General features: G+C 62.5%; 16 protein-coding genes. 8 read left to right on the top strand and 8 right to left on the bottom strand.

The window, feature by feature from the left end; all coding sequences use genetic code 11:
• Window positions 1-152: 152 nt before the first annotated feature.
• The 3 genes from HLH25_RS11420 to HLH25_RS11410 all read right to left on the bottom strand — a co-directional run bounded on the left by HLH25_RS11420 (window position 153) and on the right by HLH25_RS11410 (window position 4,440).
• Complete coding sequence (locus HLH25_RS11420; protein ID WP_246402054.1) at window positions 153-2,621, bottom strand: TonB-dependent siderophore receptor; 2,469 nt, start codon at window positions 2,619-2,621, stop codon at window positions 153-155.
• Window positions 2,622-2,834: 213 nt separating this feature from the next.
• Window positions 2,835-3,830: a FecR family protein gene (locus HLH25_RS11415; protein ID WP_182974184.1), complete on the bottom strand. Its 996-nt coding sequence runs from the start codon at window positions 3,828-3,830 to the stop codon at window positions 2,835-2,837.
• Window positions 3,831-3,930: 100 nt separating this feature from the next.
• Window positions 3,931-4,440, bottom strand: a complete 510-nt coding sequence (locus HLH25_RS11410; RefSeq protein ID WP_246402109.1) for a sigma-70 family RNA polymerase sigma factor — start codon at window positions 4,438-4,440, stop codon at window positions 3,931-3,933.
• Between the two features lie 395 nt (window positions 4,441-4,835).
• On the opposite strand from HLH25_RS11410, the gene HLH25_RS11405 reads away from it, so the two are divergent.
• From HLH25_RS11405 to cysG, 5 genes are all read left to right on the top strand, one after another.
• Window positions 4,836-5,354, top strand: coding sequence for a sigma-70 family RNA polymerase sigma factor (locus HLH25_RS11405; RefSeq protein ID WP_182974182.1), 519 nt, complete (start codon window positions 4,836-4,838; stop codon window positions 5,352-5,354).
• A 99-nt stretch (window positions 5,355-5,453) separates the two neighbouring features.
• Entirely contained in the window at window positions 5,454-6,488 is a 1,035-nt protein-coding gene (locus tag HLH25_RS11400) for a FecR family protein (protein ID WP_182974181.1), read from the top strand.
• Window positions 6,489-6,730: 242 nt separating this feature from the next.
• Window positions 6,731-9,310 carry a TonB-dependent siderophore receptor gene (locus HLH25_RS11395; RefSeq protein WP_246402052.1) on the top strand — a complete coding sequence of 860 codons (2,580 nt, stop codon included), beginning with the start codon at window positions 6,731-6,733 and terminating at the stop codon, window positions 9,308-9,310.
• A 229-nt stretch (window positions 9,311-9,539) separates the two neighbouring features.
• Entirely contained in the window at window positions 9,540-10,889 is a 1,350-nt protein-coding gene (locus tag HLH25_RS11390; RefSeq protein ID WP_182974180.1) for a PQQ-dependent sugar dehydrogenase, read from the top strand.
• 452 nt (window positions 10,890-11,341) lie between these two features.
• Window positions 11,342-12,769 carry a siroheme synthase CysG gene (cysG, locus tag HLH25_RS11385; RefSeq protein ID WP_182974179.1) on the top strand — a complete coding sequence of 476 codons (1,428 nt, stop codon included), beginning with the start codon at window positions 11,342-11,344 and terminating at the stop codon, window positions 12,767-12,769.
• Window positions 12,770-12,850: 81 nt separating this feature from the next.
• On the opposite strand, the gene HLH25_RS11380 is transcribed toward cysG, so the two are convergent.
• Window positions 12,851-13,744: a LysR family transcriptional regulator gene (locus tag HLH25_RS11380; protein ID WP_182974178.1), complete on the bottom strand. Its 894-nt coding sequence runs from the start codon at window positions 13,742-13,744 to the stop codon at window positions 12,851-12,853.
• Window positions 13,745-14,044: 300 nt separating this feature from the next.
• Between HLH25_RS11380 and metF the strand changes: the two genes are divergently transcribed.
• Window positions 14,045-14,935 carry a methylenetetrahydrofolate reductase [NAD(P)H] gene (gene metF, locus HLH25_RS11375; protein ID WP_246402096.1) on the top strand — a complete coding sequence of 297 codons (891 nt, stop codon included), beginning with the start codon at window positions 14,045-14,047 and terminating at the stop codon, window positions 14,933-14,935.
• Window positions 14,936-15,032: 97 nt separating this feature from the next.
• Window positions 15,033-15,692, top strand: coding sequence for an epoxyqueuosine reductase QueH (locus HLH25_RS11370; RefSeq protein ID WP_182974176.1), 660 nt, complete (start codon window positions 15,033-15,035; stop codon window positions 15,690-15,692).
• Between the two features lie 311 nt (window positions 15,693-16,003).
• On the opposite strand, the gene HLH25_RS11360 is transcribed toward HLH25_RS11370, so the two are convergent.
• The 3 genes from HLH25_RS11360 to hpxZ all read right to left on the bottom strand — a co-directional run bounded on the left by HLH25_RS11360 (window position 16,004) and on the right by hpxZ (window position 19,002).
• Window positions 16,004-17,032 carry a methionine synthase gene (locus HLH25_RS11360; RefSeq protein WP_182974174.1) on the bottom strand — a complete coding sequence of 343 codons (1,029 nt, stop codon included), beginning with the start codon at window positions 17,030-17,032 and terminating at the stop codon, window positions 16,004-16,006.
• A gap of 27 nt (window positions 17,033-17,059) precedes the next feature.
• A complete protein-coding gene (locus tag HLH25_RS11355; protein ID WP_182974173.1) occupies window positions 17,060-18,043 on the bottom strand; it encodes a DUF1852 domain-containing protein in 984 nt (327 codons plus the stop codon).
• A gap of 572 nt (window positions 18,044-18,615) precedes the next feature.
• Window positions 18,616-19,002, bottom strand: a complete 387-nt coding sequence (gene hpxZ / locus HLH25_RS11350) for an oxalurate catabolism protein HpxZ (protein ID WP_182974172.1) — start codon at window positions 19,000-19,002, stop codon at window positions 18,616-18,618.
• 152 nt (window positions 19,003-19,154) lie between these two features.
• Here hpxZ and HLH25_RS11345 point away from each other — a divergent pair, with 152 nt between their 5' ends.
• Window positions 19,155-20,078, top strand: coding sequence for a hypothetical protein (locus HLH25_RS11345; protein WP_182974171.1), 924 nt, complete (start codon window positions 19,155-19,157; stop codon window positions 20,076-20,078).
• A 93-nt stretch (window positions 20,079-20,171) separates the two neighbouring features.
• Here the strand turns inward: HLH25_RS11345 and HLH25_RS11340 are convergent, their stop codons facing one another.
• Window positions 20,172-22,445 (bottom strand): penicillin acylase family protein, encoded by a 2,274-nt coding sequence (locus HLH25_RS11340; RefSeq protein ID WP_182974170.1) that lies wholly within the window; start codon window positions 22,443-22,445, stop codon window positions 20,172-20,174.
• Window positions 22,446-22,508: the final 63 nt, after the last annotated feature.

Here is a 22,508-nt window from a genome sequence, read left to right as displayed (position 1 = left end):
CGGGTCGTCATGACCATGCGGCCCGGCCCCGGCCTTCGCACCCTCACCCCGGTTCCGGGGACCCTGCCGCGCTGTCATCGTACCGCTCGCTTCGCCGAATGGAATCCCGACCCTATCCCAAACCAGCGGTCACGCCCATCTCTCTCCACCAGCTACCAGCTATAGGCGAGGTTTCCGTACACCCTGCGCCCCTGTCCCATATAGCAGTCGTTCGTACCGCACGAGGTAACATAATATCTGTCGGTAAGGTTCGAAACGGCAACCTGCGCACGCAATCCTTTCAGACGCCTGAATATCGAGCCGAAATCGTAATGCGCGCCCATATCGAACAATACATAGGGGGACACCTTGAAAGAATTCGCAGCATCCGCATAAGTGAACCCGACATAACGGATACCCCAGTTGAAACCGAACCCTTTCACCCTCTCGAACGGAAGCGTGTAGTCGAAGAACAGCGACATCATGTTGCGTGGCGTGCCCTGAACATACCGCCCCTGCTCCGACACGGTACGGCCCTCGTCACCGGTCGCCGCATCGACCACCGTGGCCGTCAGGTTACTCCTTGCATAACGCATGTCTGTATAGGTGTATGATGCCACCACATGCAGGTCCTTCGTAACATTCGCGCTCGCCGAAAGCTCCACCCCTTTCGACGTCACCATGCCGGCATCGGCATTGTAATTCGTATGGTCGGGATCTCCGATCAGATAATGATTTTCATTGATATGAAATGCCGATGCCGTCAGCAGAACATCCGTTTTCGGAATCTGGTATTTCAGGCCCGCCTCAAGCTGCTTGCCGACCAGCGGCGCAAACGGCCGCCCCATCCAGTCGCTGCTGGTCTGGGGCACGAACGATGTCGCGTAGCTGAAATACGGTGCAAGACCGAAATCGAACTTGTAAACCAGTCCGGCACGCCACGTGAAGGCCGCCTGATTCTGATCGGACGGCTTTCCTCTCTTCGTCGCAGCACTGCCATCGGCATAATAATTCCTTGTACCGCCGATATATTCCCGGCTCACCCAATCCTGCCTGCCGCCCAGCAGAACCGACAGATTTTTCCATCTGATCTGGTCCTGGAAATAAACCCCTTCCTGAAAATATGTATTCGAACTGGGATAACTGGCCTTTCCACAACTCCACGGCGTCCGCAGGCAGGTATGCAGGTCATAGGCCGGACGATAGATGTCGATCACGTCACCCTCGCCGAACATGATATCGGTGTCCGTCCCGATCTGCCTGAAATCCGACCCCACGATCCAGGTATGCGACAGCGGACCGGTATCCACATGGCCCGTCAGCCTGCTATCCAACCCGACGGTTCTGTTCTTCCCCTGGGAATACCATGCCGTACGCCGGAACTCCGAAGGCGACACCCGTCCGCTAAAATAAAGATACTCCAGGTTGTTCCGCGATTTCTCCCAACGAAAGGACTGGCTGAACTCAACATATTTGCTGAATACATGACGAAACTGATACTCGAACATCGCGTCCCGCGCAGAGTTGGTATTCCAACCCGGATCGCCAAAAAAGCGCGATCGGGGTACCCTTCCTTCCGGACCGGGAATCAACGTTCCCACAAGGGGGTAAGCCGTCCCCGCCGCCCCGGTCTGCGGCGTGTACATATAACTTCCCAGAACGGTAAGCGATGTTTTCGAATCGATATCCCATGCCATGGAAGGCAGAACGCCGACCCGCTGATAATTCACATAATCCATCTGGGTGCCCTGCGTAACGCCGATCGCGGCCACGCGATAGCGCAGGTTTCCCGATCTGGTGACCCTGTCGCTGTAATCGAACGTCGCCTCATACCGCCCCCAGTTGCCAAACCCCACCGTGGCTTCATGCAGGGGCGTCTCGGTCGGCTTCTTCAGGCTCATGCCCACCATGCCGCCAGGCGTGGTCTGCCCATACATGACGGAAGCCGGCCCGTTGACGACCTCGATCCGGTCCAGAAACGCCGTCTCTCCCGCAGCGAATGAGTCGGAAAGAATTCCGTCGACATACTGGCTGGAATTGAATCCACGCTGTTTGATGCCGTCAAACCCACTATAGGCACTGCCGGTCAGGTTCGTCCCCTGCGGTTCGGCATAGACACCAGCACTATACCGCAACGCCTGCGCGACACTCTGCGCCTGCTGGTCCACCATCTGCTGTTTCGTGACGACATAGATCGAATTCGGAATATCGATCAGCGCGGTGTCGGTCTTCGTACCCGCCATCGTATTCCCCGCAAAATACCCCACACCCGGCCCGGTCGGGTTCTGATGCGCCACCACACCGCCAACCCGGACCGGACCAAGCGTGATGCTGGTCGACGCCCCCCTGACGAGCGAAACCGAACGGCTTCCCGTCTTCCGATAGCGCACGCCCGTACCGGCCAATATCCGCGAAAGCGCCTGCTCGTCCGTCATCTGCCCGGAAACGGCACCCGATTTCGCCCCCGAGACCGTCGCGCTGTCGAACGCGATCTGGATGCCCGTCTGCGCCCCATAGGCCGCCAGCGCACGCGCCAGCGGCTGGGGCGGAATCTCGAACCGCCGCACATCCGCGAAAGCCGCCGCTCCGGTTGCGGTGGCCGCCAGGGCACGCGGCACGCCGGGCAGACCCAAAACCACCATCAGCAACGAGGAACCGGCAAGCAACCCGCCCCGAAAGCACGCAGCAGAGTGACGACGAAAGGAACAACAAACAGACATGGCAACTGGCCCCGCAGGCGGTCGAACGGATCATGGATGCGAACGATATGCATTCGCTTATTCCCATGACCGCCGGGGCACGCCCGTTTTCAACGGGACGCGGAAAAGTTTTTCCAAAAAACCGGCACGGCGCCGTCAGCCGGCCCCCGGCCCCGGCAGCACCAGCAGGAGCCCGGCGGGCAGAGACACCACCCGTCCCCCATGCAGCGCACTGATCGCTTCCAGCGCCTCTTTCGGGCGATGAAGATCGTAAACCCCGCCCATCGGCACCCTGTCGCGCTCCAGCCCATGCGTCAGCACGGTCCCCGCATAATAGCGGCCGAGCGTCCGCACGGCATCCGCCAGGGTCATGCCATCCAGCACCAGATGGCCCGAAGCCCACGCGCCGACCCCTGCCGGATCGACCTCCCCGCGCTGTTCGCGCCCGCTCGCGCCATCGACCGCCCATTGCTGCCCGGATGCCAGCCGCACGAGACCGCCCCGCCCCGGCCACGAGATGCCGACCATCCCCTCCTTCACCGCCACGGCCACACCGGCCCCCGCCAGCCGCACGTCAAAAGCGGTGCCGATATCCCGAACCACCGCCCGCGCGGCCGTCACCGAAAATCCATGCGCCGCGTCATGCACCACCGTGAAGAAGGCTTCCCCTTCCAGCAGCGCAACCGCCCGCTCCCGGCCGGCATAATGCAGCGCGATCGCCGAACGCGGCCCCAGGATCACCGTCGATCCATCCGGCAGCGCGAGCGTGCGCGTCTCCCCCGCCCCGGTCACATAATCCGCGCGCAGACGCAGCACGAGGTCAGGCGCCCGCAGCCCGAAAGCCCCCACCAGCACCGAGGCCGCCACCCCCAGCGCGGTGCGCCGCAACCACCGCCCACCACGTCCGGGCCGCTGCCGCCCCGCGGAAGACACAGCCTCCCCGGCCGGCATGTTCTCCCCGGCCAACCCGCCGGCGACCCCCCATGCCTTCTCCACCCGCCGCCACGCCGCCTCATGCAGAACGCTGCGCGCGCGCCATGCCGCACACGCCGCGGCAAGGGCCTCGTCATCCGGCGCCTCGTTCAGCCGGATCTTCCATGACGCAGCCTCCAGCATGGCCTCGTCACGTCCCGGAAGCGGCGTCGCCGTCATATGACCATGCTCCCCGCTGCCCCGCGACCAAGGTTCCGGACGACCACCCTGAAACAGGGACGAAACAGGCCGCCTTTTTTCAACGCCACGCGCGGACTCTTCACGATTCCGCGTCAGGAAGCGCCGTGGCACACGCAACCAGCGCAATCTGGATCATCTTGTGTGCCCGCGTGGTCGAAACCTCCAGCACGGCCGCGATCTCGCGCAGCGTATAGCCGCCGATCCGATACATCTCGAACGCGCGCCGGGTGCGCGGCGGCAGGGCAGACAGCGCCTGGTCGACAGCCCCCAGTTCCTCGCTGAACCGGAACTGCACATCGGGCGTCGGACACGCCGCCCCGGCCTCCGCCAGCAGCGCATGGTCGATCTCCATCGGAACCTGCCGCCGCGACGATTTCAGATGGTCCAGCGCCAGCCGACGCACCATGGTTGTCAGATACGCAATCGGGCTGAACACGACGACACCGCGTTTCGCCACCGACGCCACATGGACGAAGGCATCCTGAACGATATCTTCCGCATGCGCCGGGCACCCGACCATGCCCGTCGCCAGCGAGACGAAACGCGACCGGTTCGCCAGATAGGTTTCCAGAAGTGGATCGGAAGACATCACAGCCCGCGTTTTCCCTTACGGCGCGTTTCAGCCCCCTTACCCTATCATGAGAATAATTATCAACAAGGAAACCCGTCCCGATACACCCATGACGGTACTATCCGCCATGATCATCCCGGACGGTAAAAAACAGGCCCGCCGACCGTCTCCCAATCGACAGGGCCATTCCATGCAAGACGGCCAGCATCGCCTATTTTTAAGGTCTCCCGAAGAATTTTCCTGGTTCAGACACACTCCCGAACGGAATCGGCCCCCAATCGCGGCCCGCCGACCACCCCTCTCCGAATAGCAGTTGCAGTTAAGAAAAACTCGCAATACACGAAATCCACCCCGGCCCCCGGAATCATCGGGAAACCCCCAGCGGGTCACAAGACGCCAGAAAGCATGGAGCGGTGGAAGAGTCACAACAGATCGTGGATGTCTATCTCAGCCACCGCGCCCGGTTCGTCGAGGTCGCCGCCGCCATCGTCGGCTGCCGCGCCCGCGCCGAGGATATCGTGCAGGACGCCTTCCTCAAGGTCACCACGGCGCAGAGGCAGGGCATCGCGATCCAGCACCCCCTGCCCTACCTGTTGCAGGCCATCCGGCGCCTTGCCATCGACCGCCTGCGTTTCGGGCGGGTCCGCAACGAAGAGGATATCTGCAACAGCGCCATCCAGGGCCTGCTCGCCGATCCCCTTTCCCCCGAATCTCACGCCGAAAGCCGCGAGGCACTGGCCATCGTCGAGCGCGCCCTCGCCACGCTTCCCGCCCGCACCCGGCTGGCCTTCGAGATGAAGCGCCTCGGCGGCTGCAAACTGCGCGAGATCGCCGAAACCCTGGACATCTCGATCGTCCGGGCCGCGCAGTTGATCAACGATGCGATGGCCGCATGCCAGCAGGCGCTCGATGACACCGCAGCCGAAAACTGAACCGCACACCTTGAAAAACGCCCGCGCTCCCCGTCTCCCTGACAAGACGGCAGCCCGCCCGCCGCAAACCCATCGGATAGCGAACCGCTCGTGGTCCCTATGACAGACACCCCTTCCGACCAGAACGACGGGCCGACCACGGAGGCCAACATGTGGGTCATCCGTCTGACCGAAGACCCGGACGACCCCGCCACACGCCGCGCATTCGCCGCCTGGCATGGCGATGCGCCCGCCCATGCCCAGGCCTGGGCCAGGGCGCTCCGCGTCTGGCAACTCACCGGCGCCCTCAGCCCGGCCCTGCTCGCCCTTCCCGTGGCCGAAGCGCCGCCGGCCACCAGATCCCCCACCGTCACGCCGCCCGGCAGGCGCCGGCACCCATCCCCGCGCGCCACTCGGCGCCGCCGACGCGCAGCCCTTTCCCTGGCCGTGGCCGCCTGTGTCCCGGGCCTGTTCGTCCTCCCGGATATGCAAATCGCCCTGCGGGCCGATTACACCGCCCCCACGGGGCAGGACCGCACCATCACCCTCGCCGACGGCAGCCTCATCACGCTGGGCGCGAAATCGGCCATCGCGGTGCATGAGCGCCCGCAGGGCCGGGACGTGACCCTGCTGGCCGGCGAGGCTTTCTTCCAGGTCCGGCACGACGCGCACCGCCCCTTCACGGTCCATGCCGGCACCCTGCGCGCGCGCGACATCGGTACGCGCTTCGATATCCGCATGGACCGCGCGGAAATCCGCGTCGGCGTCCAGGATGGCACGGTCGGCGTCTCCACCGCACCGAACAGCCCGGAAACGCGCCTCGGCAGCGGGGACGAAATCCGGCTGAACCGCGCCACCGGCACTCTGACGCAGGGCCAGGTCGCCCCCGACACGATCGGTTCCTGGACCACAGGCACCCTGGTCGTGGCCGACGACACGGCCGATAACGTCATCGAAACGCTCCGGCGCTATTACCCCGGCTTCATCGTGACATGGGGCGGCACGCTCCGCTCCCGGCATGTCGGCGGGGTGTACGACCTGCACAATATCCCCGCCGCCCTCCGCGCCGCGATCCTCCCCGCAGGCGGCCATGTGCGCGCAATCGGCCACCGGATCCTCCTGGCCACGACGGCACGCACGCCCACCGACCGATAACCCGCGTACCTCGAAAACCCCGATGACCAGCCCCGGAACAAAACCCGGAGACAGACCCCCGAAACACAAACCGGAAAAATCTTCGCACCGTCGCCCTTAAAAAACGAACAGCGTCCCCGTCCTTCATTCAAATGCGATGCATTTGCATATTGGAGACATGACGCCCCATGGACCACCGCCCGCCAGTCCGCCCGCTTCCTTCGCCGACTCACCTCGCGCCTCCGAGGCAAAACCGCGTCGCCTTGCTGGCCGCCTCTTCCGCCATGATCCTCGCCGTCACAACCGCCCAGGCCACCCCGCGCGGTACGGACGGCCTCCCCCTCCCGGCCGGCACATCCCCTTCCCAGACTGCGTCCAAGGCCACCGGCCGCGCCTACGCGATCCCGGCGCTACCGCTCGGCCAGGCCCTCGCCGCCTTCGGCCGACAGGCCGGCATCCAGGTCACCTACGCACCCGCGCTGATTGCGGGAAAAACCGCCCCCGCGCTCTCCGGCACCATGAGCCGCGAAGCCGCCCTGCAACGTCTTCTCTCGTCGTCAGGTCTGTCGTTCCGCTCCGCAGGCACCGACACGATCGTCGTCCAGAACGCCTCGTCCTCCAACATCACGCTCGGCCCCGTCCGCGTCGGCGGCGCCACCACCCATCAGAACCCAACCGGGCCCGGCATCGGCTACGTGGCCGAAAACACCCTGGCAGGAACGAAAACCGACACCCCTCTGACCGAAATCCCCAACTCCATCTACGTCATCACCAAACAGCAGATGATCGACCAGCAACCCCAGAACGTCATGGAAGCCCTGCGCTACGCACCGGGCATCTCGACCGAAGTCCTGGGCGGCTATACCAACGGCGCGGCAACGGACAATAATAACGGCGGCATTCTCCAACGCGGCTTCACAACATCCCAGTTCGTCGACGGCATCCGTTCATATTCCGACAGCGCGGCCGAAACCGCCTTTCTCGATCGTGTCGAAGTGTTCAACGGCCCGGCATCCGTCATGTACGGCCAGACGACACCGGGCGGCATGATCGGCATGAGTCTCAAAAAACCCACGGATACCCCCCTGCGTCAGGTATCGGTGGGCTTCGGCAACTGGGGGCGATACGAGGCAACCCTCGATGTCAGCGACAAGGTGACCCGATCGGGCAACGTGCGCTATCGCATCGCCGCAATCGGCGTCACGCAGGGCACGCAGACAAACCATATCGATTATCATCGCGTGGGCGTCCTGCCATCCATCGCCTGGGATATCGACCCCAGGACATCGCTCACCCTTGTCGGCAGCTACCTCTATACGCCCGGAACAGGAACAAACAACATACAGCTCCCTCCCTCCGTGCTGCTGAACACGCAGGGACTCGGACGGATTCCGCGCAGTCGCTTTTTCGGCGATGCAGGCTGGAATACATCAGGCGCGAAAGACGCGATGTTCGAATACCAGTTCCGGCATGATTTCAACCGCTCCATCCAGTTCAGTCAGACGCTGCGTTGGGAACAATCCCGAACCAACGACAAATATCTGTCGAGCGGCGGCGGAATGATCGATTCCGAACTTCTGTCACGCGGCGCCTATAACGCACAATCTGTCGATTCGACGATCGGGCTGGACAGCCGCATCGGTGGAAAATTCGATATCATAAACGTAAAGAACACATGGATCGTTGGCTCAGACTTCCGGCAATACACAAGCAACGGCGGGAACCATTGGGATGATACCCCTGGCAGCAATGGATATCCGGGCGTCGACGAAGAAACCATCGTCAATGTCTACAACCCCGTCAGCGATTATATCCCCTGCATGAACCCACGATCGCCGCAATGCCTCAACGGCGGATACCACAGCAACACCACCCTCTTTCAGGAAGGCGTCTATTTCCAGGACCAGATCAAATACAAACGCCTCAGCATCACACTGGGCGGCCGGCAGGACTGGGTCAATTATCACGGCACGACACAATACTGGAACAATAAGAACGCAAGCCACCAAAGCACCGTCACCAGTTCAAGCAATGCCGTCCCACGCCCCCAGAACGCCTTCACATGGCGCGCGGGCCTGACCTATACCTTCGATTTCGGCCTGACGCCCTATTTCAGCTATTCGACATCCTTCGTCCCCCAGTCGCTCGGTGGTTCGGGCAGAGGATGGGACGGAAAACTGTTCGATCCCCTGACCGGCAAACAGCTTGAAGCCGGGCTGAAATACCAGACACCAGACCACAATGTCATGCTCACCGCCGCAGCCTTCCACATCGACGAGGACCATTATCTGGTCACCGACCCCGTCCACACGAATTACTCCGCCGATGCCGGCCGCGTGCGATCGGAAGGTTTCGAACTCTCCGCCAACGCCAACGTCACCCACGACCTGAAACTTGTCGCGTCCTATACATACGACAACGCCACATATCTCGACACAAACGATTCCAGCAAACAGAATTTCGCTGACGGCACAAAGGGTGCGCTGGTATCGCAAAAAGGAAAATACATACAATCCGTGCCCAGAAACATGGTTTCAGCCTTCGCCGATTACACGCTACCAGGCAAAGTGTTCAGAGGCTTCGGCATCAATGGCGGTTTGAGATATGTCGGCTCCACCTATTCCGATGCCGTAAACAGCTTCAAGATACCCGATCGTGTTCTGTTTGATATCGGCGCCCATTACGATTTCGGCCAGGGCATACCCATGCTGAAAGGTCTTCGTGCCCAGGTTGCAATATCGAACCTCACGAACAAATATTACATCACGTCCTGCGGCGGCACCTATTCCTGCTATCTGGGCCAGGGGCGAAAAATTTACGGAAACCTGACTTATAACTGGTGATATTTCCGGATTTTCAATAAAAATCCGACTCCATCCCCCCGGCTCCGCATGCCCAGCCAACATTAAACACAGCCATTCCAGACATATGGCACCGGGGGATGAACAGGCAAGATGCACGCCATCAGGCGCCATCCAGACCATCCCTCCGCAACCACCTGGCGATCCGCGCTTTTCATTCCGACCGGCTCCGCTTACCGTTCACGGAGCCACAGAATGCAAGGCCGCCCTCATGACCCGTTCCCAGATCAGACTTCTCGTCGCGACCACCGGCGTCACCGCGCTCCTGGTGGCAGCCGGCTACCGCGCGGTCGTCTCGCCCGAGGAAGCCCGGCAGACGGTCGCGGCCGGAACCGGCCCCCACCCCGCCTTGCCGCCGCCCAACCCCACCTTCATGCCCACGGTCAACATCGCCACCCCCATCGGCTGGCAGGGCACGCAGGCCCCGACCCCGGCGGCGGGGCTGGCGGTGCATGCCTTCGCCACCGGCCTGGACCACCCCCGCTGGCTGTACAAGCTGCCCAACGGAGATATCCTGGTGGCGGAATCCGAGTCCCCAGGCACCGACATCAAGACGGTGAAGAACCGCATCGCCGGCCTGGTCATGGGCCAGGTCGGCGCGGGCGGAAAAAGCCCCGACCGCATCATCCTGCTGCGCGATACCGACGGCGACGGCATCGCCGACCAGCGCAGCGTGTTCCTCGACCACCTCTACTCGCCCTTCGGCATGGCGCTGGTCGGCGACACGCTCTACGTGGCCAACGCCAACGCGCTGGTCCGCTTCCCCTATCACGAGGGCGAAACCCACATCGACGCACCGGGCGAGAAAGCCGTGGACCTCCCGGCCGGCTACAACCACCACTGGACCAAGAACATCCTGGCCAGCCCGGACGGCAGCACTCTCTATGTCACGGTCGGCTCCAACAGCAACGTGGCCGACAACGGCATGGAGGTCGAGGAAGGCCGCGCCCGGATCGACCGGTTCGACATCGCCACCGGCAAGCTCACCCCCTACGCCACCGGCCTGCGCAACCCCAACGGGCTGGCGTGGGAGCCCCAGACCGGCGCCCTGTGGGTCGCGGTGAACGAACGCGACGAAATCGGCAGCGACCTGGTGCCCGACTACATCACGGCGGTGAAGGAGGGCGCGTTCTACGGCTGGCCCTACAGCTATTACGGCCAGCATGTCGATGTCCGCGTCAAGCCGCAGCGGCCCGACCTGGTGGCCAGCGCCATCGCCCCCGACTACGCGCTCGGCCCGCACACGGCCTCGCTCGGCATCGCCTTCTCGCAGAACAGCAGCCTGCCCGAGGCCTGGCGCAGCGGCCTGTTCGTCGCGCAGCACGGCTCATGGAACCGCAAGCCCAAGAGCGGCTACCGCGTCATCTACGTCCCCTTCGCCGACGGCCACCCCGACGGCGCCCCCCGCGACGTGCTGACCGGCTTCCTGACGCAGGACGAAGCCCACACCCACGGCCGCCCGGTCGGCCTGGCGCTGGACAAATCCGGCGCCCTCCTGGTCGCCGACGATGTCGGCAACACCGTGTGGCGCGTCACCGGCACGGGCCAGAAGACCGACTGACGCAGCCCTTTCGGGCAACCGCCTGATGGCTGTAGCGATATGGCAGTAGCGATTCATGGTTCGCATGGGCATTCCGCCACGCTCACACGCGGCGCAGCCAGCACAGACCATGCCCGGAGCACATCGTCCGCCATCAGCGAACCACGCTCCGCATCGCCCATCCGATAAAGCGGCACGTGCGGAGCCCACAGGCGGGACCACCCCGGCGGGTCGCTCCCACTTACCGGCGTGCATGTCCAGACGGGCTCCCCCCGCCCTTGTCGTCGGCCCACCGGGCCCCGACCTTGCCATCATCGGGGATTGAAGGCACCAGTTCCCGAACGACCACGCAAGGCACGGGCACGACGGGGCAAAACGATGCGGCAGCGCACCACCGGGCACAGCAGCATGGGCAAGACGAAGCCGACACGCCGCACGCCTCCTTCAGCCGAACAGCCCACAGGACACACGCCATGAGCGCACCGAACGAACCCGGCTGGTTCCCCATCGCCCTGCGCCTGCGCGACGCCAGGGTGCTGGTGGTCGGCGGCGGCGGGATCGCGCTCAACAAGATCCGCCTGCTGCTGGCCCACGCCGCGCGGGTCGAGGTGCTGGCCCCCACGCTCGACGACGCGCTGACGGCCCTGCGCGACGCGGGAGACATCCACCATATCCCCGCCGAAGCCCACCCCGACCAGCTCGACACCCTGCTCCCCGGCTGCCGGCTGGTCTACGCGGCAACCGACGACCGCACCGTCAACCGCGCCGTCGCGGCCCGCGCCGACGCGCTGAACATCCCGGTCTGCGCGGTCGACGACCCCACGCCGTCCAGCTTCATCACCCCCGCCCAGATCCATCGCGGCCCGGTACGGATCGCGATTTCAACCGGCGGCGCCGCCCCGGTCCTCGCCCGCCGCCTGCGCGAGCGTATCGAGGCCGTCATGCCCGCCGGGCTGGACGGCCTGGCCCGCTTCCTGCGCGACGCCCGCGCCCACGTCGTCACACGCTGCCCCGACATCGACCGCCGCCGCCGCGTGTGGGAAGCCTTCCTGGACGGCAGAGGGGCCGAGGCCGCCCAGCGCGGCAACACCGAAACCGCCCGCCAGATCCTCGACCACCTGCTGGACGACACCCCCGTCACCGGCGAGGTCTGGCTGGTCGGCGCCGGCCCCGGCGACCCGGACCTGCTGACGCTGCGCGCATTGCACCTGATGCAGAATGCCGATTCCGTGCTCTACGACCAGCTTCTCCCCCCCGACCTGCTGGACCGCGTGCGGCGCGACGCCACGCGGGTTTTCGTCGGCAAGCAGCGCGACCGCCACACCATGCCGCAGGAGCAGATCAACGCCGAACTGATCCGCCGCGCCCGCATGGGCGAGCGCGTGCTGCGGCTGAAGGGCGGCGACCCGTTCATCTTCGGCCGGGGCGGCGAGGAAATCGAGGCCCTGATGCAAGCCGGCATCCCTTTCCAGGTCGTGCCTGGCATCACGGCGGCCAGCGGTTGCGCCGCCTATGCCGGCATTCCGCTCACCCACCGCGACTGCGCGCAATCCTGCCTGTTCGTCACTGGCCACGCCCGCAAGGACGGCACGCTGGACCTGCCGTGGGCGCGCATGGCCGGCAGCGGCCAGACCATCGCCATCTATATGGGCGTCAACGCCCTGCCCGACCTCTGCGCGATGCTCGTCCGCCATGGCCTGCCGCCCGACTGGCCCGCCGCGATCATCGAACGCGGCACCCGGCCCGACCAGCGCGTGCTCACCGGCACGCTGGACACCCTGCCCCACCTCGCCCGCGCCAGCAACATCGGCAGCCCGGCGCTGATCCTGGTCGGCGAAGTCGTGCGTCACCGGGTCGTCTCTTCTTCTTTTTCTGAAGAAAAAGAAGCAAAAAGACTTTGATCCGTTCAAAGACCTCGCCAGAAACGGATATTCATCTTCCGAACGGAACAGGCCAGACGCACCGCCTCGTCCCCAGGCGCCTCATCCCTGGGGATCAGCGGCAAAACTTATGAAATCGGTGAGATATTGCAGATCCTCATCTGCCTCACGGCGGCCAAGGAAAATCTGCTTCGCAATGCCGTTTTTGCCGATCCTTATGGCCCGCAGATCAAAGCGTGATGCATATTCCTCCACCAGCCACCGAGGCAGAACCGCAACGCCGCGACCATGCGCGACCATCACCAGCATGATGTCCGTCGTCTCGATGTGCTTCTGCTGGCGTGGCGCGATCCCGGCAGGCTGAAGAAACTGGGTATAGATATCCAGCCTCTCCGCAGGAACAGGGTAGGTAATAAGCGTCTCGTCCGCCAGTTGTTCAGGCGTGATACATTTAACGTCACACAGCCGATGGGTACTTCCGACGACAAGCACGAGTTCATAATCAAAAACCGGCGTAAAAACCAGGCCCGGTTTATAAAGCGGATCAGGCGTCACAAGAATGTCGATCTCATTGCCCAGAAGAGCCCCGATCCCGCCAAACTGAAACTTCTGGCGCACATCGACATCCACCTTCGGCCAGCGTTCGAGATAAGGCGAGACGACGTTAAGCAGCCATTGATAGCAGGGATGACACTCCATCCCGATCTTCAAGGTGCCCCGTTCGCCATTGGCAAACTGTTCCAGCCGCTCTTCAGCCAGCGAGAACTGCGGCAGCAACCGGTTGGCGAGCGAGAGCAACCACTGACCGGCCTGCGTCAGAACCAGAGACCGCCCTTCACGCCGCCAAATCTTCACGCCAAGCTGGATCTCGATCTTGCGAACCGCATGGCTGAGCGCGGGCTGGGTCAGATTCAGCCGCGCCCCCGCCGCCGTAAGCGACCCCTCCCTGGCGACTTCCTGTATGATCATCAGATGGTTACGTTCAAGAATGGCCATGTCTTACCAGGAAATATGCACCAAATTCATACAATCATAAACAATTATCATTTATATATATTGGCGAAAACCCTTATCTGAGACCACACATCGGCATATCCGGATCTCAATGATGGCCATGCCTCCGCCCGTCGGCAGGACTTCTCTGGCATCGCTTGCGACGGTTTCGGCAATTCAGCCCGATTCTGACGAATAGTCCCCGGCCCACTCTCATATTTTCATATCGTCGAGATGAACAACACCGTGAAACACCGGCCAGCCCAAGCCCTCCCAGGCGCGTTCTCCCCTCATGCTCTCGACATGCCGCCCCCTGCTCTCTCTTTCGAATTTGTCCCCCCGAGAACCGACGCGCAGGCACACCGCCTGTGGCAATGCATCCGGCGCCTTGCGCCGCTTTCGCCGCGTTTTGTCTCCGTCACCTGCGGCGCTGGCGGAAGCCCACGGGCCAGCACCCGCGCGACAGTGCTGCGCCTGAAGCGGGAGACCGATCTCGTACCCGCCGCTCACCTGACCTGCGTCGGTGCAAGCCGCGAGGAAATCGACGAAATCGCCCACAGCTACTGGCAAGCCGGTGTCAGACACATCGTGGCATTGCGGGGCGATCCGCCAGCAGGCGCGGCTGATTACACCCCGCATCCCGGCGGGTACACCCACGCCAGCGACCTCGTAACCGGCCTGCGCCGCATCGCGGATTTCGAAATCTCCGTCGCCGCCTACCCCGAGACCCATCCCGCGGCCCCAAGCCCAGCGTTCGATCTCGACAATCTCAAGCGCAAGCTCGATGCCGGGGCGACACGCGCCATCACCCAGTATTTCTTTGACGCTGAAACCTGCCTGCGTTTCCTCGACCGATGCATGGCGGCCGGCATCACCGCACCGATCGTGCCGGGCATCATGCCCGTTTCAAACTACGATCAGGTGGCGCGTTTCTCGGCGCTCTGTGGCGTGACGGTCCCAGCCTGGCTGACACACCTGTTTGAAGACACCGCGAAAACTCCAGACCTTCGTCGTATCGTCGCCAGCGTCGTGGCTGTGGAGCAGGTGCGGGCCTTGCAGGCCAATGGAATCAACGAATTTCATCTCTCGACATTGAATCATGCTGACCTGCCCTTCGCCATCGCGCATATTCTTGGGCTCCGCCCGACGGAACTCTCCGCACCGGCCGAAAGCCTGACCGGGAATGCGCTCTGATGCGCGAGAGCGATCCTGAAGGGTCGTGCACACCGAACCGCCGCCAGCGCCCATATCCGGTTTAACGACAAGAAACCGCAACGCAAGGAAATTACCCATGACGGAACGCTCCCGCCCCCTGCTCACACCACCCGATGGACACAGGAAGGTGCTGCTCCATTCCTGCTGCGCACCCTGTTCCGGCGAGGTGATGGAGGCGATGTCGGCGTCCGGCATTGATTATACGATCTTCTTCTACAATCCGAACATTCATCCGGAACGGGAATATCGTCTCCGCAAGGATGAGAACATCCGCTTTGCGGAAAAGCACAATGTTCCCTTCATCGACGCCGACTATGACCGCGACAACTGGTTCGCCCGCGCCAAAGGCATGGAATGGGAGCCGGAACGCGGCATACGCTGCACCATGTGCTTCGACATGCGTTTCGAGCGCACGGCGCTTTACGCGCACGAACATGCTTTCCCCGTCATGACCAGTTCGCTCGGCATTTCACGATGGAAAAACATGGCGCAAATCAATGATTGCGGGCAACGCGCCGTCTCCCCCTATGACGGGCTATCCTACTGGGACTTCAACTGGCGCAAGGGCGGAGGTGCCGCGCGCATGATCGAGATCAGCAAACAGGAGCAGTTCTACCAGCAGGAATATTGCGGCTGCGCCTATTCGCTGAGGGACACCAACCTGCATCGCCGCAACACGGGCCGGCCGGCCATTGAAATCGGCAAACTCTATTACGGAACGGACAACAATGACTGACAAGCCGCAAAGCACGCAGTCTCCCGCCGACATTGTAACGGACGCATCACCCCAGACGGACGGAAGCCGGCATAAGCAGGGCGAAATCCTCCTGATCTGTGACGACCAGAAGGACAACGCTTCCCACGACGAAAACCCGTTTGGCTGCCCATGCTGCATTCTGCCCTGGTCGCGCTGAACGGCATCCAGAACATCCGCATATTGCCGAAAATCCCGATCTTCGGCAATCAGAGCGCGTGGAGACGGCCCCGGTCTCCAGGCCGCGCCAGACTCACGGGCGCATCATCCTCACACTCGAAAAACCCCGACGCTCAGACCGACAGTTCTTTCCGAACGATTTCCGCCCCCGCCCCCAGAGCATTCAGCTTTCCCGTGGCAACATGCCGGGACAGAGGCGCCATGCCGCAATTGGTCGACGGATAAAGCTTGTCCGCATCAACGAACTGAAGGGCCTTTCGCAGCGTGCTGGCGACCTCCTCCGGTGTCTCGACGGTGTTGGTTGCCACATCAATGGCACCGACCATCACCTTCTTACCGCGAATGAGTTCGATAAGATCCATCGGAACGCGCGAATTCTGGCATTCCAGCGAGATCAGGTCGATGTTCGATCTCTGGAGTTTAGGGAAGATCTCTTCATACTGCCTCCACTCCGCACCCAGGGCATTTTTCCAGTCGATATTCGCCTGGATGCCATACCCGTAGCAGATATGAACGGCCGTTTCGCATTTCAGCCCTTCGATCGCCTTTTCCAGCGTCGCAATGCCCCAGTCATTCACTTCGTCAAAGAAAACGTTGAACGCAGGCTCATCGAACTGAATGATATCGACACCAGCAGCCTCCAGTTCCCTGGCTTCCTGGTTAAGAATCCCGGCAAATTCCCAGGCCAGCTTTTCGCGGCTTTTATAATGCGCGTCATGCAGCGTATCGATCATGGTCATCGGGCCGGGCAGAGCCCATTTGATCCGCTTTTTCGTGAGCGTGCGCAGAAACCGGGCATCCTCGACAAACACCGGCTTTTCACGCGTCACAGCCCCCACGACGGAAGGCACACTCGCGTCATAACGATTACGGATTCTGACGGTCTGTCGATTCTCGAAATCGACGCCACTGAGATGCTCGATGAAGGTCGTGACGAAATGCTGCCGCGTCTGTTCGCCGTCGCTGACGATATCGATGCCGGCACGATCCTGATTGTCCAGCGTCAGACGCAGCGCATCCTGCTTGCCTTCCTTCAGTTCTTCACCGTGCAATTTCCAGGGGGACCAGAGTGTTTCCGGTTTCGCAAGCCAGGACGGCTTGGGCAGGCTTCCGGCGGTCGAGGTCGGGAGTAATGTCTTCATGGTTGCGGCCTTGGTATGTTTGATTGATCAGACAGGAAAACGAGCAGACCACTGCTCAAGACTATCCTGATACGGCTCGATAAAGCGTTCTTCGGTAAACTTGCCCTGCGCGACAGCGAGCCTGCTGCGTTCCTCGCGATCGTACACAATGCGGGTCAACGAATAATCCTGATGGTTCAGGCTCGGCTGATAACGTGCGGCCGCCGGAGCATTGGCATTGTAGATTTCAGGCCGGTAAACCTTCTGGAAACACTCCATCGTGCTGATCGTGCTGATCAGTTCCAGATTGGAATAATCCGACAGAAGGTCGCCAAAGAAATAGAACGCCAGCGGCGCGGCGGCATAGGGCGGCATGAAATACCGCACCTTCATGCCCATCTTGCCGAAATACTGGTCGGTCAGGGAAAATTCTCTCTGCTCATATTCAGAACCCAGAACCGGATGATAATTTCCGGTTTTATGATAGATCCTGTTACAGGAGACGCTCAAACAGATCACGGGCATCTTGCCGAAGCTATTCCTGTAAGTGTCCGAATATATGAACGATTTGAACAGATTCCCATGAAGATCACCGAATCCGTCGGGAATACGGAATTCCGGCAGGTCCCGGTTGTGCTTCAGCAGAAGCACACTGAAATCATAATCCCGGACATAGGAAGAAAAGTTGTTCCCGGTCATTCCAGCGACACGCCGATTGTCAATCCTGTCAATAATCGAGGTATTGAGAATCTCAATTAACGGAAAGACCTTATTCTGACCATTGAAAACGAAATTCATCTCGACGGAAACGATCTCGATCTCAACGGAATAGCGATCTGCGTTCGGATTATCCCAGTGCGCGAGAGAATTGAAACGGCTATCGATCATCCGCAGGACGTTTTGCAGATTTTCCCGACGATGCGCCCCTCTGGCCAGATTGGCGAAATTGGTCGTCAGGCGCGTGTCATCCGAAGGACTGTAATCGTCATCAAATCTCGTCTTCTTGATAGCGAACGTAAATTCGAGAGACATTCCTGTTTTACCTCATTTTGGCAGAATCCCCCAGATCATTATTTTGACCTGTAGAGGATTTGACGTGTTTACAGTTCCCAATCGGCAATTTTCAGGCCGGAAGTGCCGAGACGCATTGGACGCTGTTATGCCTGAGAGGATCATTGAGCAAAAATGATTTTATTTCATTTATCCATAAATTCCATTCATGGATAACCGCCATCAAAGGGCGTCCCACCCTTTTGCCTGGGGGTGACCCTCGTGCCCTGATGTCCATTCTCGATATGGCCCGTCCATAAACCGGGCATTCCCTTATCCGCGCGCAAACCGCGCTTGCCGGGATTACCCCTCGGGTTCAGGCGCATCCTCGCGACGACGGCAGACAACAGCACAGATCAGCCGACCGCGCGGGATGCTCGGGCTGTCCGGTCACACGCCCCTCTTAACGGGCCGGTCGCGGAACAGGACCAGGCGACCGTTTCAAAAGCTCCGATAGGGAGCGGCGCGCAAGACGTGAGAAAGCGGCTTTAGCGCGGAAGAGCGGCGCGCGGAGCACCGCCGCCGGGCGACCACACGCCGCCCCGAATGAACCGTCAGGACCCATCCGCCATCAGCGAGACATGCGCGCAGGTAATCTTCCACCCCTCATCGGTGCGGACCCATGTCTGGCTCTGCCGTCCGATGCGCGCCGCCCCCTCGCGCTGGAATTCCAGATTGACGGTCGCCAGATCCGTGCCGAAGGTCGTCACCACCCGGCGCAGCACCCGCCGCTGCGGCGACCCGCCGACGCGCCCCTGACGAAAGGCCGCAATCTCGGCAAAGCCGTACAACACCTCACCCACGCCATAGCGGATCGTCTCCGGCGCATTGCGAAACAGCGCATCCAGAACATCCAGGTCATTGGCCATCAGCGCCGCCTCGTACCGGTCGGACATGGCGGTCACTTCGGCCATGATGGCGGGGTCGTCGATCAGAAGCATGGCACGGCACCTTCCATAAAACAGCGTATCCGTAGCAGATCACCCGGCGGTCATCATGCGAGAGTCACCGCTTTCCAGCACGCTCATCAACGCGCACCGTATTGCGGCCCCCCTGAAAAATATAATAAATCATACGCATCATGACTTCCAGAATGCCGGTTTCAGACGCTCTCTCCCGAAAAACCGTCGCCGACACCAGTGGCGGGGCGGCCCGCTCGTCGCACCGGGGCCGCCGCCCCCTCGCCGCCCTGCTCTGCATGGTCCTGCTGCACGAGACGGTGCCGGCCTCCCCGGCCGACGCCGCCGGCTTCACATTGTCCACCCTGGGCATCATGCAGCCGTTCCTGCCCTCGGCCGCCGCGCCCCAACCATCGTCACAGCCGCCGTCACAGCCAGCGTCACCCCCATCCCCGGCGCCGTCACTGCCGTCATCGCCCCACCCGTCATCCCACCACGCGTCCCGGCCCGCCCCGACCCCGCCAACGCCGCCCACCGGCATTGAAAGCGCGGACGAACGCCCGAAACTCGCCCCCGTCCCCATGCCGCCCGACGACCAGCTTCCGGGCTCTCCATCCCAGTGGAAAATCCAGAGTGCCCTGAAGCAGCTCGGTTTCTACCACGGCCCGTTGGATGGCGGCTACGCGACCCCCCAATTCCGCGCCGACCTCGAAGTCTATCTGGAAACCATCCCCGACTACCTGACCAAATATGTCAGGCTGCCGTTCGAGGAGATCGTCCTGATGGGGCTGAACAACACCGTCCGGCTGTCCCTGCCCGCAGACCGCACCCTGGCCGCCCCCATGAGCTACCTGGCGCGCGCCAACCTCAACGGCAACGACCTGGCAAGACTGAGGGCGGCCACCGAACGCGCCAACGCCCACCCCGACCAGGAGCAGCAATGGCGCAGCACCGACGGGCGCCGGGGCGGCACGGTCGTCATGTCCGGCGCCCCCAACGGCCCCTGCGGCACATTTTCCCTGCGCGTCGACATCAACGATGCGACGGAAACCGCCGGCCCCCTGGAAGGCTGCCGCCGGCACGGACAATGGGAGGTCATCACCGACTCCCCCCGCTAGAAGCGGTTCAAAACCCCGCTGGCAACAACTTCCCCCGTACCCCTCCCATCGCACCGGCAATGCGGGGCAATCACCGCAACGGAGCGCGTCCCTTCACTGCCGCACTTCCTCGATCGCAAAAGACGGGTCCTGCCTGATCGCGCTTTCTTCAAACGGAAGCCTGACCATCCGCCCCATCGAGAAAAGATCGGTCTGATCCGCGTAAGCCGGCAAGAGCGGATCGTCCGACTGTCCATAGGTCAACAAGGCATCGGCCACGGGTCGCCCCTTTTTCCAGGTTACGGCCAGCAGATAGCTCGTTCCCATGATGTTCTCATTGGCGTAGCCCGCCCCGCCGAGCGCCCCGAACCCGACGACATTGAGAATCCCTTCCATGCCCGAACCACCTGGCACCGGAATACCCCCAGCCCCGGTTGCACGATACTGCACGCGGGACAGGGGCGCGGAGAGCGGAATATGAAATCGCGTCAACTCGTCCACCGCGCCCTCAAGCGCCTGCCGCAGAGCCGTATGCACGGATGCACGCGCGAACGCGATCCCGCATGGCGTATCGGCCGGAGCGTCCGGATCGAACGGAACACGCCATAAATCCGGAATCTCATGCGCCCTTGTCCAGAACGCCCGGAACAGCACGGCTCCACGACTGTCCGGCCGATCCGTCCGATCCCATGCCAGAAGAACACGGCACGCTTCGGCGGAAACCGGCCTATCATGCGGCTCCGTTCCACACAGTGCCGCCAGAGCGGGAGCCGCCAGTTCCGCCGCATAGTTCCGACTATCCAGAATCATATGCTCGGCCTGATCGAGGCTGACCGGACCCGCCGCCGTCAACCGTCGCAACGAGACAAGGCTCATCCGCGCACGCAAACCCAACGGCGTCCCCTTGCCGCCCACGATTTCCGGAACGGAGGAAGAACCGGGCTCCGCCCCCGTTATCCAGGGAGAATTATTGCTGTTGAAGACATAGCGCGTCGTCCGCGCCACCGGCATGTCGCGGGCCGGCAGCACGCCGCGCCGGGTCCAGTCGCACGCGCTGCGGGCACCATCCATCACGGGCACCCCCTCTGGCGAACGCCCGCCGACGAAGCATGAGGGATCGGCATCGTCGGGCAGATCCGGCACGATCGATTCATCCGCATATAATGCCTGCCCCAGACGATCGGCCGCGATGGTGTTGACCCATGGCAACCCACGTACCGCCTTCAGGCCGGCAAGCAGGTCGGCGGCGGAAACGGCGCGATCGATCCGCAGCCATTGCGCGATCATGCGGGTGTTCCGCCGCTCGCTGTCGGCAAGAGCATACGCTTCCGTGTCGGTCCACCGCATGCCCCGCCTTTCGATCGAGACCAGCGGACCATAGCGCGATTCATAGATCACCCGCCGGCGAATCTCCGTCGCTCCCCCCGGCGTCAATACCGGGATCTCCACGACACGCCGCGTCATGGCTTCCGGCCTGCCATCGACGACATACCGGTCCGGATGGCCGGGAACGAGCGCGAGACGGAAAAAGGTGAAACGTCGATCGGTGGAAACCGTATGCGACCACGCCACATCCCTGTTGAAGCCGATATTGATCATCGGCAGTCCCCCGAGCGCCGCGCCCATGACATCCAACCGGCCCGGTATCGTCAGGTGCATCTCGAAGAAGCGGTTCGGCCCATCCCACGGAAAATGCGGATTGCCGACCAGCAACCCGGTCTTCCCTTCCGTCACCGCCGCCCCCAGGGCGTAGGCATTGCTTCCCTCCTTCTCCCCGTGGGCCGCCGGAACGGGCGGAACCGGGTCGGGCACCGCCCCCTTTACCGTGGCCACCCCCGGCGGAGCCGCGCGAACCATCTGTGGATAAAGCGGCAAAGCGGTGTCGAAGACCGCCTTCTGCGCAATCATTCTGATCACGTCATCAACCGTGACCGGCCCCGCCAACCGCGCACCGCCGCAGGGGCGCGGCGCCGCCGGCTTCGACAGGGCAAGATCGACACCGGCCGCATACCCGCTCAAAAGCCGCCACACATCCTTCTGCCGCCGATAACCGTGCCCAAGACGGTCCATATCGAAATAAAACCTGAAAAACATATCGCTTTCCAAGTTCGACCCAGCGCGCCCGCCCGGCCCGGCGGGACGGTCCGGCCCGATAAAACGTGACCGCTCCCCCCGCACGGTCATCACCGTCTCCATGAGCAGACAGCGGTTCAGGCGCGCATAGGCATAGCCCGCTCCGAAGCCCAGCCCCGCGAAATCGTCTGCTTTGACATGGGGAATATCGTGCGCGGTCCAGCGCACCACCGCGCGATACGTCACCGGGCGGCCCGAAGCGGTGGAAGAAAAGACCACGCCGCACAGACAGAAAAGGCCGGCCAGACGCGCCACCCACCGTGAAGATCGATCCGAATCCGCGCGCCGGGGTACAGCCGCGCCCGCTCGCTCCACCAC

This window comes from Gluconacetobacter dulcium (assembly GCF_014174165.1).
Classification (GTDB): domain Bacteria; phylum Pseudomonadota; class Alphaproteobacteria; order Acetobacterales; family Acetobacteraceae; genus Gluconacetobacter; species Gluconacetobacter dulcium.
This window is presented reverse-complemented; position numbering and strand designations above follow the sequence as displayed.

Coding starts and splice junctions, on each gene's coding strand:
- HLH25_RS11370 (WP_182974176.1), top strand. CDS start 15,033: ATGACGGAACGCTCCCGCCCCCTGCTCACACCACCCGATGGACACAGG.
- metF (WP_246402096.1), top strand. CDS start 14,045: ATGCCGCCCCCTGCTCTCTCTTTCGAATTTGTCCCCCCGAGAACCGAC.
- HLH25_RS11360 (WP_182974174.1), bottom strand. CDS start 17,032: ATGAAGACATTACTCCCGACCTCGACCGCCGGAAGCCTGCCCAAGCCG.
- HLH25_RS11420 (WP_246402054.1), bottom strand. CDS start 2,621: ATGGTGGTTTTGGGTCTGCCCGGCGTGCCGCGTGCCCTGGCGGCCACC.
- HLH25_RS11400 (WP_182974181.1), top strand. CDS start 5,454: ATGACAGACACCCCTTCCGACCAGAACGACGGGCCGACCACGGAGGCC.
- HLH25_RS11415 (WP_182974184.1), bottom strand. CDS start 3,830: ATGACGGCGACGCCGCTTCCGGGACGTGACGAGGCCATGCTGGAGGCT.
- HLH25_RS11390 (WP_182974180.1), top strand. CDS start 9,540: ATGACCCGTTCCCAGATCAGACTTCTCGTCGCGACCACCGGCGTCACC.
- HLH25_RS11345 (WP_182974171.1), top strand. CDS start 19,155: ATGCCGGTTTCAGACGCTCTCTCCCGAAAAACCGTCGCCGACACCAGT.
- HLH25_RS11410 (WP_246402109.1), bottom strand. CDS start 4,440: ATGTCTTCCGATCCACTTCTGGAAACCTATCTGGCGAACCGGTCGCGT.
- HLH25_RS11380 (WP_182974178.1), bottom strand. CDS start 13,744: ATGGCCATTCTTGAACGTAACCATCTGATGATCATACAGGAAGTCGCC.
- hpxZ (WP_182974172.1), bottom strand. CDS start 19,002: ATGCTTCTGATCGACGACCCCGCCATCATGGCCGAAGTGACCGCCATG.
- HLH25_RS11355 (WP_182974173.1), bottom strand. CDS start 18,043: ATGTCTCTCGAATTTACGTTCGCTATCAAGAAGACGAGATTTGATGAC.
- cysG (WP_182974179.1), top strand. CDS start 11,342: ATGAGCGCACCGAACGAACCCGGCTGGTTCCCCATCGCCCTGCGCCTG.